The following is a 14,730-nucleotide window of genomic DNA, read 5'->3' on the forward strand; positions in this document are numbered from 1 at the left end:
GCTCGGGGGGCAGGTCCTCGGGGATGTCCGGGCTGAGGGGGAGGGCGGGGAAGTCGACGGACGCCTCGCTCGTCTCCGACGGTTCGTCAGGGGTGCCGGCGGGGGCGTCCTCGGGGGCCTCGGCGGCGGCCGGGTCGATGTCCTCGGGGTGGTCCGCGGCGCGGCGTTCGGCGCGCTCGGCGGCGCGGTCCTCGGCGTCGCCGTCGTCCGCGGGGTGCTGCCTGGCCAACTCGGGGACCGTCCTCTCCATGAGCGCGTGCGTGGCTACAGCACTCATGGTGCACGACGGACGGTCGATCAGTTCGACCGCAGGGCCGGTGCGGTGCGCCGCGGTCAGCGCTTGCGGTGGCGGCCGCGGGTGGTGGCAGCCGGGGCGTCCGAGGCGGACTTGTGCCTCCGCGACCGGAGGAACTCGATGATCAGGGGGACGATCGAGATCAGCACGATGACGATGAACATCGCCTCGATGTTGTCGCGGATGAAGGAGATCTGGCCGAGGAAGTACCCCAGCACCGTCACCCCCGCCCCCCACAGCAGCCCGCCGAGGGCGTTGAAGGCCGTGAAGGTGCGGTAGTTCATGCGGCTGACGCCGGCGATGATCGGCGTGAACGTCCGCACCACCGGGACGAAGCGGGCCAGCACGATCGACTTCGAGCCGTGCCGGGCGAAGAACGCGTGCGCCTTCTCCACGTTCTCCTGCTTGAACAGCCGCGAGTTGGGCCGGTTGAAGAGGGACGGCCCGACCTTCCGCCCGAAGAGGTAGCCGACCTGGTCGCCCAGGAACGCCGCGACCCACACCATCAGGCACACCGACCACAGCGGCAGGCTGATCAGGTTGCGGGAGACGAACATGCCGGTGGCGAAGAGCAGCGAGTCGCCCGGCAGGAAGAAGCCGATGAGCAGCCCGGACTCGGCGAAGACGATGATCAGGATGCCGATGATGCCGACGTTGGTCAGCAGCCAGTTCGGGTCCAGGTACTTGGGGCCCAGGGCCAGGGCGGTCGTCGTCAGCGTCATGATGCGCCCAAAAGTACCCGACGCGGATGAAGGTCCGGTGAGCGCACGGAGCCGGGACCGTCAGGGGTGGACCGCGTGGAAGCGCAGCGGCGTGCCCGGGCGGGCCTGGGCCGCGGGGGGCAGGGCCTCGGCGGGGACGACGCCTATCACCGGGTAGCCGCCGGTGGTGGGGTGGTCGGCGAGGAAGACCACGGGCCGGCCGTCCGGCGGGACCTGGACGGCGCCCAGCACCATGCCCTCGCTGGCCAGCTCGCCGTCCCGGGCGCGGTCCAGCACCGGCCCGTCGGTGCGCAGGCCGATGCGGTTGCTGCGCGGGGAGACGGTGAACTCGGCCGCGTCCAGGCTGCGCAGCGCGTCCCGGGTGAACCAGTCGGCGCGCGGGCCGAGGACCAGCGGCAGGTCGAGGCGGGCGGGCGGGCCGGGCCAGGGCGCGGCGCCGGGGGCCGGCGGCAGGGCCCCGGCGGGGGCGCCGAGCGGCAGCACGTCGCCGTCGGTGAGCGGCGCGGGGCCGAGCCCGGAGAGCAGGTCGGCGGAGCGGCTGCCGAGCACCGGCGGCGCGGCGACGCCGCCCGCGAAGGCGAGGTAGCTGCGCAGCCCGGCGGTGGCCGGGCCGGCGTCCAGCACGGCTCCGGCGGGCAGCCGGACGGGGGCGCCCCAGGGGGCGGGGCGGCCGTCCACGGTGACCGCGCAGGGCGCGCCGGCGACCAGCGCGGTGGCGGGGGCGGCGGTGCGGACGGCGCAGCCGGTGAGGGTGGTCTCCAGGGCGGCGGCGCCCTCGGCGTTGCCGAGCAGCCGGTTGGCGAGCCGCAGCGCGGCCGGATCGAGGGCGCCGGAGCGGGGCACGCCGAGATGGGCGTGGCCGGGGCGGCCCAGGTCCTGGACGGTGGTGAGCGCGCCGGGGCGGACGACGGTGAGCCGGCGGGGCGTCATGCGGCGCCCCCGTCCACGGGCTCGAAGGTGACGCGGGTGCCGGGGACGAGCAGCGCGGCGGGATCGCGTCCGGGGTCGAAGAGGCGCAGCGGGGTGGTGCCGATCAGCTGCCAGCCGCCGGGGGACGGCTGCGGGTAGACCCCGGTGTAGGGGCCGGCGAGGGCGACGGCCCCGGTGGGGACGCGGGTGCGCGGGGTGGGGCGGCGGGGCAGCTGGTAGCGCTCCGGAAGGCCCGTCAGATAGCCGAAGCCGGGGGCGAATCCGCAGAAGTCGACGCGGTAGGCGAAGGAGGCGTGGAGGGCGCCGACCTCGTCGGGGGCGCAGCCCCAGCGCTCGGCGACCTCGGCGAGGTCGGGGCCGTCGTAGCGGACGGGGACGGTGAGCGCGGGGGTGTCGGCGGCGCGGGCCGGCGGCAGCTGCCAGGCGGGCAGCTCGGCGGCGAGGCCGTCGCGCTCCTTGGCGGAGGTGAAGCCGTCGAGCAGCACGGTGGTGGCGCCGGGCACGATGTCGGCGAGCGGCGGCAGGGCGCCGGCCTCGCGGCGGCGCAGCAGCTCGGCGTGGAGGGCGGCGGTGGCGGCGGCGTCGGGGGCCTCGGCGAGCAGCGCGGTGTGGCCGACGCGGTGCACCCGCAGGACGGCGGTGCCGGCGGCGCTCATGCGAAGGCCTCGACGCGCAGGCCGGCGGCGGCGAGGGCGTCGCGGACGCGGGCGGCCAGGGCGGCGGCGCCGGGGGTGTCGCCGTGCACGCACAGCGAGCGGGCGTCGACCGGCACGGTGGTGCGTCCGTCGGCGGCGGTGACCTCGCCGTCCCGGGCGATGCGGACGGCGCGCTCGACGACCTCGTCCGGGTCGTGCACGACGGCGTCCGGCTCGCGGCGCGGCACCAGCGTGCCGCGGGGGGTGTAGGCGCGGTCGGCGAACGCCTCGGCGACGGGGGCGAGTCGGGCCTTCTCGGCGGCGTCGAGCAGTTCGGAGCCGGGCAGGCCGAGCAGCGGGGTGCCGGCGCCGAGGGCGAGGAGGACGCCGTCGACGACGGCGGCGGCCTGCTCGGCGTCGTCCACGGTGCGGTTGTAGAGGGCGCCGTGCGGCTTGACGTAGGCGACGTCGGCGCCGGCGGCGCGGGCGAAGGCTTGGAGGGCGCCGATCTGGTAGGCGACCTCGGCGGCGAGTTCGTCCGGGGGGACGTCCATGGCGCGGCGGCCGAAGCCGGCGAGGTCGCGGTAGGAGACCTGGGCGCCGATCCGGACGCCGCGGGCGGCGGCGGTCTCGCAGACCCGGCGCATGGTGGCGGGGTCCCCGGCATGGAAGCCGCACGCGACGTTGGCGCTGGTGACGGTGGTGAGCAGGGCGTCGTCGTCGGTGAGGGTCCACTGCCCGAAGCCCTCGGCGAGATCGGCGTTGAGATCGATCGTTTCCGGCACGGGGTCCAACCTAGGGGAAGCGGACGCCGATGGGCCCCCGGCGGGACGTGCGATCATGCGGCGATGCGCGTACTGATGACGGGATTCGACCCGTTCGGCGGGGAGTCGGTGAACCCCTCCTGGGAGGCGGCGGTGGGGGTGGCGGAGGCGCTGCCGGACGCGGCGGCGCGCCGGCTGCCGGTGGTCTTCGGGGCCGCGGGGGCGGCGCTGCGGGAGGCGGTGGCGGAGGTGCGGCCCGCGCTGGTGGTGTGCCTGGGGCAGGCGGGGGGCCGGGCGGAGCTGTCGGTGGAGCGGGTGGCGGTGAACGTCGACGACGCCTCCATCGCGGACAACGCGGGCGCCCGGCCGGTGGACGAGCCGGTGGTGCCGGGCGGGCCGGCGGCGTACTTCTCGGGGCTGCCGGTGAAGGCGTGCGTGGCGGCGTCGCGCGCGGCGGGCGTGCCGGCGGCGGTGTCGCAGTCGGCGGGGACGTTCGTCTGCAACCACGTCTTCTACCGGCTGATGCACCTGGCCGCAACGGAGGGTCCGGGGCTGCGCGGCGGCTTCGTCCACGTCCCGTACGCGCCGGGCCAGGTGGCCGACGGCTCGCGGGGGCCGTCGATGGAGGTGGCCTCGATGGTCCGCGGTGTGGCGGCGATGATCGCCGCAGCCTGCGGCACCCCCGCCGGCACCGACCTGCGCGCCCCGGGCGGCGCGGTGTCCTGAACCGCCCCCGCGGCCCCGCCGGCGGCGCACACGGCAACGGGTCCTGGGCCCCCACCACCCTCAAGGAGTACGCGGGCGGCAAGAGCGCCTACGCCGACGGCGCACTGCTCCTGGACCGGGACGGCGACGGCGACGGCGTCAAGCACAGCTCCTTCGCCTTCACCGGCTCCGGCACCCGCTGAGCCGGGCGGGCGCCGTCCCGCGTCAGCCGGGCTGCGGGGCCCGCGTCAGCTCGCGCCACCCCGGCAGGAGTTCGTCCAGGGTGGCCGTGGTGCGGGCGTCGGGCTCGGGCAGCCCGGTGGTGGTGCGGAGGTGGCGGAGCAGGTCGGCGACCGCGGCGCGGAGCGCGGCGGGGTCGCCGGCCTCGTGCAGGGTGCGCAGCAGCGCGTACCAGAGCGACTCGTCGTCCGGGTTGCCGCGCAGCCCCGCGCGGGCCGCCTCCGACGCCGGGCCGGGGCGCCCGCCCTGCAGCCGCTTGGCGGCGAGCCGCAGCGCCGTGTCGGCGATCTCCGCCGCCGCCCCGCCCTCGAAGGGCAGGTGCGCCAGCCAGCCGTAGCGCGCCGCCGGCCGGCCGTCCAGCACCGGCCCGCGGACCAGCGCCAGGGCCTGCGCCCAACTCTCCTCCGCGCCCGGCTGGTTGGACTCGGCGCGGGCCGCCAGCGCCCGGAACAGCTCCCAGTCGGTGAGCACCCCCGGCCCCAGCCGCAGCCGCCCGTCGCCCTCGCGCACCAGGTGCGGGACGCCGCGCTGATCGGTGCCGAGCCAGTCGCCGAGGCGCGCCACCAGCGCGTCCCGCACCTCGCCCTGCACGCCCTTGGGCCACAGCGCGGAGGCGAGCACATTGAGGTGCGCCCCGTCCCGGTGCAGCGCCAGGAAGACCAGCGCCTCGCGCAGCTGCTCCGCATGGGTCGGCTCAGGCTCTCCGGCCGTGCCGCGCACCTGGAGCGGGCCCAGCAGGCCGAGCTCCACCGACGGCCGGGTGCCCAGCACCTCCGGGTCCGGCGCCGGGCTCGGCGCGGCCGGGCCGCCGGCGGACGGCGGCCGGGCGATCCGCCCCGCCTCGCGGAAGAGCGTCAGCAGCGCCCGGTACTCGCCGTCCGGCACCCGCTGCGGGAGGACGTCGAGGCCGAGCAGCGGCACCGTCAGGCGGCGCTCGTCGTCGGCGAGGTGCCACTCCCAGGCCGCGCCCGGGACGGGCCCGCCGACCAGGTGGGTGATGGCGGTGCGGTGCGAGGAGGCGGCGAGCGCCGCCAGCCGCGCCGCGGTCTCGCCCTGCGGCGGCTCGGCGACGATCACGTAGTGCGGGTGCCACAGCTCGGCGCCGTCCGCGCCGGTGCGCCCGGACAGCACGGAGTCCAGCCCGGCGGCGGCGAGCGCGCGGGCCCGCTCCGCGGCCTCCCGCTCCAGGTCGCCGATGATCTCGGCGAGCGTGGTGGCGGTGCGGACGCGTCCCGGCGCCAGCTCCTTCAGCTCGGCGCCGAACCCGACCAGCGTCAGCCGAAGCCGCTCCGACCAGGAGTTGACGGCCAGTTCGGCGGCGAGCGCGGCGAGCACCTCGCGGCGGCGGGCCGGCTCGGCGCCGGTGAGTGTGATCAGGCCGGACGCGGCCTCCAGGTCGATGAGGACCAGCGGGGTGCCGGGCTCGTCCGCGGCGGCCGGGTCGTCGAGGCCGGAGAGGTCGTGGCCGAGCGAGACCAGCCCCGGGTACGGCGCGGGGCCGGCGGGGGCGTTGGCGGGGGGCAGCATGACGCGCTCCAGCCGCCACATCCGGCCGCCCTCCTCGGCGCGCCAGGGCTGCGGCGCGTCCGGCTCGGGCGGGGAGATCCGCAGCTCCAGGCCGCGCTCGTCGAGGCGGGCGGCGTAGACGGCGGGCAGTGGGCGCCCCGCGGCGGCGAGTTGGGCGCCGAGCGCGCGCAGCGCCGCGTCCAGGAAGGCGGCGCCCTCCGGGTCGGCGCCGACGCGCAGCGCCTCGTCGGCGCCGGCGGTCTCGTCGTCCCAGCCGCCGGGGCCGTAGGGGCGGGCGCCGAACGACCGCTGCCACAGCGTCTGGCGGCGGCGGGTGCCCAGCGCGGCGAGCAGCGTCGCGGACAGCAGCGGGGCGGCGACCAGGCCGCCGAGGGCGATCCGGCCGGGGACGGTCTGGGTGAAGTGGGTGCCGCCGGCCTCGTGTTGGCCGCCCTGCTGGTGCTGCGGGGTCTGTCGGTGCTCCTGGTGCTGCGGGGTCGGCTGCGGCGCCTGGTGCGCGGGGCCGACCTCGACGAGGTCGCCGCCGTGCGCGTCGCCGGGCATCACCAGGACCCAGCCCGGGTAGATCAGGCTGGCCTTGGTGAGGCGGGTGCCGTCCGGCTGGTCGTGGTTCTTGTTGAGGTCGAAGATCTCCGTCCAGCGGCGGCCGTTGCCCAGGTGGCGCTGGGCGATGTCCCACAGGTTGTCGTGGTGGCGGCCGTGCGGCGGCTGGACGGTGTAGAGCTTGGTGCCGGCCGGCGCGTTGGGGACGGCGGCGTGCGCGGCGGTGAGAGTGCGGCTCGCCTGGGCGGTCTGCCGGGCGAGGGCCTCGCGGTGGGCGTGCTCCTCGGCGTCGAGGATGTGCCCGGCGCCGGCGCTGGTCAGGGCGGAGGCCTCGGCGGAGGTGCCGACCGCGGCGGTCCGCGCCGTGCGGTCGGCGGTGTGCGGGGCGTGCGGGGCCTGCTGCTGGCTCTGCTGCATGGCGACGACGGCCACCGGCTGGGAGACCATGCTGCTGATCGCGGGCGTCACGCTGGCGGCGCCGGCCGTCAGCAGCAGGATGGCGGCGACCAGTTGGCGGGCGAGCGCCTGGCTCGCCCCGGCGACCGGGACGCGGGCGGGCATGCCGATGCCGCTGACCGCGGCGCGCACCTCGACCAGCACGCACGCGGCGAACTGCGCCCAGGCGATCCACACCAGCACGGCGAGTACCCGGACGATCACCTCGGCGGTGAACGGGTGCGAGAAGTCGTCGAGCGACGGGATGTGCGAGGGCAGCGGCCAGCCGATCAGCAGCACCAGCGCGGCGGGCGCGCCCAGCACCAGCGCGGCGAGCATCAGCAGCGCCGCGATGCCGCGGAGGACGTCGCCGAAGGTGCGGCGGCCGGGGACGCGGCCGATCCGCACGGGGGTGCGGGAGTTCGGGTTGGTGCCCGTGCTCACGGCGTTCCTCCAGTGGTGACGTTGTTGATGCCGGCCTCGGGGTGGGCGGTGGCGGTGCCGGACGCGGTGAAGGCGCTGTTGGTGAAGAAGCCGAGCAGGACGGGCCGGTAGGTGATCCGGACGCCGACGGTGACGGCGTCGGCGGACACCGAGCAGGTGGTGATGGCGGCGGAGCCGACGTGGAAGCCGGAGGCGATGGCGGCGGCCTGGCCGCCGCAGTCGCCGTCCTTGATGACGAGCCGGCCGCTGGCGCGCCAGGTGTCGATGTCGATGTTGTCGGCCACCTTGCGCGCGGACTGCTCGGCGATGTCCATCGCCCGCTCGCGCTGCGCGATGGCGAGCCCGCCGTCCACCACCAGCGCGGCCAGCCCGAGCGTCACCAGCGTGATGAGGATCGTGAAGATCGCCGCCGAGCCCCGTTCACGGTCGCGGGACGCGGCCGGGAACCGCACGCGTCTCCGGCGGCGGGGCGCGCTCGGCGGCGCCGGCCGGTTCGGCCGGGGGCCGGGGGCGGGCATCAGGTGGTCCTTCGGTAGGTGTCGACGGGGGCGGAGGCGTCGGCCTGGATGGTCTTGACGGCGCCGATGCCGAGCATGTTGAGGCCGGAGAGCGGGACGTCGCAGCTGACATGGACGTCGAACGCGCCGCCGGACTGGAAGGCCGCCGGGTCCGCCGAGACCGACAGCCGGCTGCAGGTGCCGCCGAAGTCCGCCTTCGCCGCCGCCTGGGCCTGCGCCACCGCCGTCCCGTAGTCGCGCTGCAGCGCGCCCGCGCGCGCCGCGTCCCGCGCCGCCCCGTACGCCTTGCCCTGCGCGTTGACGAGCAGCCCGAGCGCGACGACGAACATCACGAAGGTGATGAACAGCGGGGCGAGGATGACCACCTCGATGGTCGAGACGCCCCGCTCGCCGCGGCCGCGCCTGCGGAGGGGATTGCGCACCGTCAGCCCCCCGTGTCCGGGACGAAGCGTTCGATCGGCCCCTCGGACCGCACGTCGATCGTCGGGATGAACGGCAGCAGCTTCGGCGACCGCGCCACCACCTCCACGCCCACCGACTCGCCGTCGCGGATCGCCGTCACCGAAGGGTCGACGACCATCCGCGACCCCAGCCCGCTGATCTGCTGCTGCGCACGCGCCACCGCGTCCGCCGACCAGCCGGCGTTGGAGTCGGCCTCCGCGCGGGCCGTCCGCGCGCCCGCCTGGGCGGCGGACGTCGCGACCTGCCGGGCGAAGAAGTACATGCCGAACTGCACCACCGCGAACAGGACGAGGACCAGCAGCGGGGTGAGCATGACGAACTCGATCGCGGACGCGCCCCGCTCGGATCCCAGCCGTCGGCGAAGGCCGCGGCGGAGGCGGAGGCGGCCGCGCCGAAGACGGCGGCGCCGCTCCACTCCGCCTCAGCCCCCGGCGCCGTTGATGTTGCCGCTGATCTGGTTGGCCTTGGACGTCAGCGCGTTCTTGATGATGATGCCGACCGCGATCACGATCGCGACCACGATCGCCGAGATGACGATCCACTCGACCGCGGACGCGCCGCGCGAGCGGTCCGCCTCCCGGGCCCGCTCCACGCGCGCCCGCACCCAGGCGGCGGCGAGGTCGGCTCCGGGGACGGCGGAGGTCATCGTGGTGGCGGTGCGGACAGTGTGTCGGTACATGCGGTGTGCGGAACGCTTCATTGGGTTTCCCCCAGTGGTACGGCAGTTGTGGACGTGGACGAGGCCCGCGCGCCGCCCGGTCCGCCAGCGACCGGGCAGGAATCGGCGGGTGCGGCGGGATCACATGGAGAACACCCGCATCGCCGCCGGATAGGTCAGGAACACCATGAACCCCAGACACAGCAGCATCTGCGCCACCAGCATCGACTGGGAACGTGCCCCGGCCCGCGCCTCGATCTCCGTCATCTCGCGGTGCCGCATGGTGGCCGCGCGGGCCGCCAGCGACACCCTGATCTTCGCCCCGTCGTCGGCGACCAGCGCCAACGCCGAGGCGAGGTCCTTGAGTTCCTCCACGCCCAGGTCCTCGCCGAGCGCGCCCAGCGCCTCCCACTGGCTGACGCCGGTGATCCGCGCGTACTGCAGGGTCTGGCGGATGCGCTGCAGCTCCCAGCCCTCGCCCACCTGGGTGGCGGCCATCAGCGCCTCCGGGACGCCGCGCCCGCCGGCCAGGTTCATCGCCACCAGATCGAGGTAGGCGCCGACCGCCCGGCGGAAGTCGCGGCGCCGCGCGGCGCCGTCCCGCTTCACCTCCGCGTCCGGGGCGAGGAAGAAGACCGCGGCGAGCAGCACCGCCAGCCAGATCGGGATCTGCCAGGACAGCTGGAGGCCGATCGCGTTGAGGCCCGCCCACGCCAGCGGCCCGAAGATCAGGCCGAACGCGCCGAGCAGCACCTTGGTCGCGAGGAACCCCTCCCAACTGCGGCCCAGCAGCGCCAGGTCGGAGCGGAGGGTGGCCTGCTGCCAGCCCTGCTGCTCGTAGAAGCGGGCGATGCTGTCGCCGAGCCGCTCGCGGGCGGTCGGCCGGGCCGGCTCGCCGTCCTCGGTGAGGCTGCCGAACGGGGACGGCGCGGCCGACCCGGCGGCGGCGCTGCGCAGCGCGTCGATCCGCCCGATCCGCTGGTTGATGCTGGGGCGTCCGCGGGCCAGCCCGCGGACCAGCGCGTAGAGGCCGAGGCCGACGAACGCGCCGACCAGCGCGGCCTCCACCAACTGAGCCTGATTCACCGCGGACCTCCCTCATAGGGGTTGGCGCTGCCGGGCACGGAACCCGGTCCGTAGCCCTGGCCGGGCCCCTGGGGCGCGTTGGGCATGCCGCCCCAGCTCGGCGGCGCCGCGTTCTGCTGCACCGGCAGCGTCTGCGGCGGCGCCTCGGCCGGCCCGGCGTGGGCCCCGCCGCGGCGCGCCGCGCGGACCTGCGCCGCCTCCTCCCGCTGCTCCGCCGAGGGCTCGGCGGCGCCGGTCATGAAGCGGCTGGGCATCTCCACCACGGACAGCTTCCGCAGCCACCAGAAGCCGGCCGCGAAGAGCAGGAAGACGACCAGCAGGATCAGCTGGCCGAGGGGCGCGTCGTAGGGCTTCACGAAGTCGTGGTTGAGGACGGCGAGCGCCACGATCACGCCCACCGAGAAGATCACCACGATCTGGACGCTGCGCCGGGTGGAGGCCCGCTGCGCGGTGATGCGCTGCCGCATCTCCACCTCCGAGCGGGCCGCGGTGGCCAGCGCGCCCAGCACCTCGCGCAGACCGGGGCCGCGCAGCCGGGCGTTGAGCACAAGCGCCGCGACCACCAGGTCCGCGGAGGGGTCGTCCAGGTCGTCGGCGAAGCTCTGCAGCGCCTCGGGCAGCGGCATCCGGGCCCGCAGCCGGTCGATGAGCAGGCCGAGCGGCTCGCGCAGCGCGGGGGCGGCGACCCGGGCGGAGGCCGGGATGGCCTGCTCCAGGCCGACGGCCCCGGCGATGGTGTCGCGCAGCGACTCCGTCCAGGAGGCGAGCGCCTCGATGCGCTGGATGGCGCGGCGCTCCCCGGCCGCCCCGCCGAACAGCTGCGGCCAGAAGGCCGCCAGGATGCCCACCGCCACGGCGGCCACCGGCCACTTGGTCATCCAGCCGACCAGCCCGGCGAGCACGATCGCGGCCGGCAGCCGGGTGGAGGCGAGGCGCAGCAGGTCGGCCGCGCGGTTCTGCTGCTTGCCGCGGCGCGGCGGGCGGGGCGGCAGCCCGCGCACCCCAACCGCGGCGAGGTAGATGCCGCCGCCGACGGCCGCGCCGCCGAGGATGCCGAGCAGCAGGTACTGGGTGAATGCGGCGTCCATGGTTACGACCAGCCTCCCGAGGGGTGGTAGCCGTGCCGGGCCAGCTCGGCGCCGCACGCGATGGGCGCGCGGGGGACGACCCGTCCGGCGTTGTCGAGGGCGAACACCTCGCTGGAGAGCACGCGCCCGTCGACCCCGTTGACCTCGCGGACGGAGCTGACCAGCCGTCGGAGCCGGCCGCCGCGGTGGTAGTCGTTGATCTTCTCGACGAAGACGACGAAGTCGATGGCGCCGGCGATCAGCATCTGGGTGGCCTCGACCGGCAGCCGCTCCTGCGACTGGATGGCGTAGGTGGAGATGCGGTTGAACACCTCGGCGGAGCCGTTGGCGTGGATGGTGGAGAGCGAGCCGTCGTTCCCCTGCGACATCGCGTTGAGCATGGTGACGATCTCGTCGCCGAGCACCTCGCCGACGATGACCCGGGAGGGGTTCATGCGCAGCGAGCGGCGGACCAGCTCGGCCATGGCGATGGCGCCGACGCCCTCGGAGTTGGGCAGCCGCTCCTCGAAGGCCACCGCGTTGGGGTGGAGTTCGGGGAACTGGTCGAGGCCGAGCTCCAGGGCGCGTTCCACGGTGATGAGGCGCTCATGGGTGGGGATCTCGTTGGCGAGGGCGCGCAGCAGGGTGGTCTTCCCGGCGTTGGTGGCGCCCGAGATCATGATGTTCTTGCGGGCCGAGACGGCGGCCGAGAGCATCTGCCCGACCTCGGGCGTCACGGTGCCGTTGCCGACCAGGTCGGCGAGGAAGACCTTGCCCATCCGGGCGCGCCGGATGGAGAGCGCGGGCCGCCGGGTGACGTCCATGACGGCGGAGAGCCGGGAGCCGTCCGGGAGGCGCAGGTCGAGCTGCGGGTTGGCGGCGTCGAACGGCCGGGAGGAGAGGCCGGAGTAGGCGCCGAGCACCTGGATCAGCTCGATGAGCTCCTCGTCGCTCTCGGCGACCGGCTCGACGAGGGCCTCGCGGCCGTCCGCGTAGGAGACGAAGACCCGGTCGCAGCCGTTGATGTCGATGTTCTCGATCTCGGAGTCGTCGAGCAGCGGCTGGAGGCGGCCGACGCCGTAGAGGGCGGCGTGCACGCCGGAGGCGAGCTCCTCCTCCTCGGCGGCGGTGGGCGGGGTGCGCCCCTCGGCGACCTCGGAGCGGGCGTACGCCTCGAGGATCTCGCCGATGACGGCGCGGGCGTACTGCCGCTCGTCGTCGACGGACATCGGCGGCAGGCCGGCGCCCGCGTCGGAGCGGCGCTGGGCGGCGATGCGGTCGCCGACGTCGCGGCGGAAGCGCTTGACGAGGGTGTGGTCCATGGCGGTGCGTCACCTCCCTTCTTCGGCGGGGGCGGGGGCGGGGGTGCTGGTGCCGCTGCCGCTGCCGGTGCTCGACGCGGAGCGGTACGGGTTGTCGGCGGCGGGCCGGGCCTCGTAGTCGTAGCCGGAGAGCGCGGTGTAGGGGTTCGCGGGCGTGGCGGGCGGCGGCACCGGCTGCTCCGGACGCCGCGCGGCGAGCAGCCGGTCGACGACGGCCTTGCGTGCGGCGGCGGGGTCGGGGTCGGGGTCGGTGTCCGTGTCGGCGCCGGGGCCGGGTTCCGCGATGATGTCGGACGCGGGGCCGGCCGGCACGGCGGGCCCCGCGGCCGTCACGGGTCCCAACGCCCCGGCGGGAGCGCCGAGGTGGGGGGCGGCGGGCGGCGCGAACGACATCGCGTTCGCGGCAGGCGCGACCGGGGCCCCGTTCGTCTTGGAACCCGACTCGGGCGGGCCGGCCGGCTCGGAGGGCATGGCCGACGCGGCCGGCTCGGGCGGCGTGGCCGGCTCCGACGGCGGCGTCCCGGCCGGCAGCGCCAGCCCGCGTCCGGACGACTGCCCGGGGGCGGGCGCCGCCTCGCCGCCGGGGGTCTCCGGCGCGAACGACAGCCCGCGTCCGGACGATCCGCCGGACGAGGACCCGCCGGAGTCCGGGACGCCGCCGCCGACCGTTCCGCCGGCCGGCGGCGCGAACGACATCGACATCGCGGGAGGCGGGACCGAGGCGCCGTTCGTGCCATTGGCTCCCGAGCGCGGCTCGGGCCGCTCCGCCGGCGCCGCCCCGCCGGAAGCCGCCCCGAACGACGGCGCGTTGCCGCCGAGCGAACCCCCGTCGGAGGCCGGCACCGGAGCCGGCCCCGGCGCAGGCACCGGAATCGGCGCGGACGTCGGCAGCGGGCGGGCGAGCGGCGCCGGACGGACGCCGTCCGCGGCCTGCGCCAGCGGCGCCGGACGGCCGAGGGATGCCGGTCCGGGACCGTCACCGCCGCCCGTCGGTCCCTGCGCCAACCGCGCCGGACGGGACTCCGGAACCGGGCCCGCCGCACCGCCGTTGACCGCCGCCGGCCCCTGGGCCAGCCGCGCCGGGCGGGCTTCCGGGGTCTCCGCGGGCTGCGGCGCCGCCGTGCTGCCGTTGACCACGACCGGCGGCTGCGCCAGCGGTGCGGGACGGCTCGGCGCCACCGCGAGCTCCGCCGGTCCGCCGCCTGCACCGCCCGCCGGAAGCTCCGCGCGCGGGACCGCCGTCGGCACCTGGCCCGGCGCCGCCAGCGGCGCGTTCGCCAGGCCGAAGCGCGCGAAGAGGTCCTGGACCACGGCCCGCGCCGAGCGGATCAGCAGCGCGCGGTTGGCGCGCCCCCGTCCCCGTCCGGCGAGGGCGGCCGCACCGGCCGGGTCGAGCGCCAGCGTGCCCACCACCCGGGCGGGCACGTCCGACCGCTGCATCAGCTCCTCGACCTGGCGGGCCACCTGCTTGCCGTGCTTGGCCTCCGCGACCAGCACCACCGCGATCGGCGGCGTCTCCGCGCCGCCGCGGTGCAGCCGGGCGTGCAGCGCCGCCGCGCGGTCGCGGACGTGCGCCACCTGCTCCGCCTCCACCCGCGCGATGAGCACCACCGCGTCGGCGTACGGCATCAGCTGCAGGGTGGGCGAATCGGGACCGACGCGGCCGCAGTCGGCGAAGACGTCGAATCCGGGCATCCGGGCGAAGGCGGGCCCCAACTCAGGCCAGAGCGAGCCGAGTCCGGCGCTCTGCTCGGCGCCGGCGGTGCCCACGATGACGCCGAGCCCGCCGTGCAGCGCCTGGACGTGCTGCGTCAGCCGGTCGGGCGTCAGCCCCTTGCGGGCGTCCGCGGCCAGCGACAGCATGCCGCGCTGCGGGTTGAGCGGATTGCCGTGCGCGTCCGGGAGGCGGTAGACGAGGTCGCCGCCGGCCGGGTCGCACTCGGCGGTGACCACGGGACGCGGCCAGACGGACGCCAGCGCCAGGGCAGACGTGGTGACGCCGGGCGACCCCTTGTCGGCGGCGAGGACGATCAGCGCCATCGGCTACTGACCCGTCCCCGAGCCGCCGGCACCGCTGCCCGCGGGGACGATCACCACGGTGGCCTTGCCGTTCGCGGCGGCCTGGGCGACCGCCCCGGCCTCCGCCTCCGGCACCAGCACGGAGACGGCGTAGGTGCCGCTGCCCAGGTCGGTGGACCCGCCGGACGAACCGCTGCCGCCGACGCCGTAGACCACGGCGTCCGACGCGATCGCGGACCCGCTGCCGGCCCCGCCCTTGCCGCCGGTCGTCCCGCTGCCGCTGCCGGAGGAACCGGCCGTGTCGGTGTTGTAGATCTCGACGTGGTCGCCCTTGTTGATGCCCGCGGGGTACTGGCCG

General features: G+C 76.5%; 14 protein-coding genes and 2 pseudogenes. 1 reads left to right on the forward strand and 15 read right to left on the reverse strand.

The genetic code is table 11. From position 1 onward, the window contains the following. The 5 genes and pseudogenes from BIV57_RS20750 to BIV57_RS20770 form a co-directional block, all read right to left on the reverse strand. A pseudogene (locus BIV57_RS20750) lies at window positions 1-250 on the reverse strand (hypothetical protein); the annotation flags it as partial. An 83-nt stretch (window positions 251-333) separates the two neighbouring features. Further along, the gene (locus BIV57_RS20755; RefSeq protein WP_071658387.1) at window positions 334-1,017 is read right to left on the reverse strand and encodes a DedA family protein; all 684 of its coding nucleotides are present in this window, start codon (window positions 1,015-1,017) and stop codon (window positions 334-336) included. A gap of 60 nt (window positions 1,018-1,077) precedes the next feature. Then, entirely contained in the window at window positions 1,078-1,947 is an 870-nt protein-coding gene (locus BIV57_RS20760; RefSeq protein ID WP_071658388.1) for a 5-oxoprolinase subunit C family protein, read from the reverse strand. Continuing rightward, complete coding sequence (locus BIV57_RS20765) at window positions 1,944-2,603, reverse strand: 5-oxoprolinase subunit B family protein (RefSeq protein ID WP_071658389.1); 660 nt, start codon at window positions 2,601-2,603, stop codon at window positions 1,944-1,946. Before BIV57_RS20765 ends, BIV57_RS20760 begins: the two co-directional genes overlap by 4 nt. Beyond that, entirely contained in the window at window positions 2,600-3,367 is a 768-nt protein-coding gene (locus BIV57_RS20770) for a LamB/YcsF family protein (RefSeq protein WP_071658390.1), read from the reverse strand. Before BIV57_RS20770 ends, BIV57_RS20765 begins: the two co-directional genes overlap by 4 nt. Before the next feature lie 63 nt (window positions 3,368-3,430). Between BIV57_RS20770 and pcp the strand changes: the two genes are divergently transcribed. Next, window positions 3,431-4,072, forward strand: coding sequence for a pyroglutamyl-peptidase I (gene pcp, locus BIV57_RS20775; protein WP_071658391.1), 642 nt, complete (start codon window positions 3,431-3,433; stop codon window positions 4,070-4,072). 204 nt (window positions 4,073-4,276) lie between these two features. Here pcp and BIV57_RS20780 read toward each other — a convergent pair whose 3' ends face one another. From BIV57_RS20780 to BIV57_RS25420, 10 genes and pseudogenes are all read right to left on the reverse strand, one after another. Beyond that, a complete protein-coding gene (locus BIV57_RS20780; protein WP_071658392.1) occupies window positions 4,277-7,240 on the reverse strand; it encodes an AfsR/SARP family transcriptional regulator in 2,964 nt (987 codons plus the stop codon). Continuing rightward, a complete protein-coding gene (locus BIV57_RS20785; RefSeq protein ID WP_071658393.1) occupies window positions 7,237-7,692 on the reverse strand; it encodes a TadE/TadG family type IV pilus assembly protein in 456 nt (151 codons plus the stop codon). Before BIV57_RS20785 ends, BIV57_RS20780 begins: the two co-directional genes overlap by 4 nt. A gap of 65 nt (window positions 7,693-7,757) precedes the next feature. Beyond that, window positions 7,758-8,180 (reverse strand): TadE/TadG family type IV pilus assembly protein, encoded by a 423-nt coding sequence (locus BIV57_RS20790; RefSeq protein WP_245797830.1) that lies wholly within the window; start codon window positions 8,178-8,180, stop codon window positions 7,758-7,760. Window positions 8,181-8,182: 2 nt separating this feature from the next. Continuing rightward, the gene (locus tag BIV57_RS20795) at window positions 8,183-8,635 is read right to left on the reverse strand and encodes a TadE family protein (protein ID WP_071658394.1); all 453 of its coding nucleotides are present in this window, start codon (window positions 8,633-8,635) and stop codon (window positions 8,183-8,185) included. 6 nt (window positions 8,636-8,641) lie between these two features. Beyond that, on the reverse strand, window positions 8,642-8,899 hold the full coding sequence (locus tag BIV57_RS20800; RefSeq protein WP_336447041.1) for a hypothetical protein: 258 nt from the start codon (window positions 8,897-8,899) through the stop codon (window positions 8,642-8,644). 120 nt (window positions 8,900-9,019) lie between these two features. Continuing rightward, a complete protein-coding gene (locus tag BIV57_RS20805; protein WP_071658395.1) occupies window positions 9,020-9,964 on the reverse strand; it encodes a type II secretion system F family protein in 945 nt (314 codons plus the stop codon). Next, a complete protein-coding gene (locus BIV57_RS20810) occupies window positions 9,961-11,052 on the reverse strand; it encodes a type II secretion system F family protein (protein WP_071658396.1) in 1,092 nt (363 codons plus the stop codon). Before BIV57_RS20810 ends, BIV57_RS20805 begins: the two co-directional genes overlap by 4 nt. A gap of 2 nt (window positions 11,053-11,054) precedes the next feature. Next, on the reverse strand, window positions 11,055-12,353 hold the full coding sequence (locus BIV57_RS20815) for a TadA family conjugal transfer-associated ATPase (RefSeq protein WP_071658397.1): 1,299 nt from the start codon (window positions 12,351-12,353) through the stop codon (window positions 11,055-11,057). Window positions 12,354-12,362: 9 nt separating this feature from the next. Beyond that, entirely contained in the window at window positions 12,363-14,393 is a 2,031-nt protein-coding gene (locus BIV57_RS24315; protein ID WP_071658398.1) for a hypothetical protein, read from the reverse strand. Between the two features lie 3 nt (window positions 14,394-14,396). After that, window positions 14,397-14,730: pseudogene (locus BIV57_RS25420) on the reverse strand (hypothetical protein); the annotation flags it as partial.

The organism is Mangrovactinospora gilvigrisea (assembly GCF_001879105.1).
GTDB classification, from domain to species: Bacteria; Actinomycetota; Actinomycetes; order Streptomycetales; family Streptomycetaceae; genus Mangrovactinospora; species Mangrovactinospora gilvigrisea.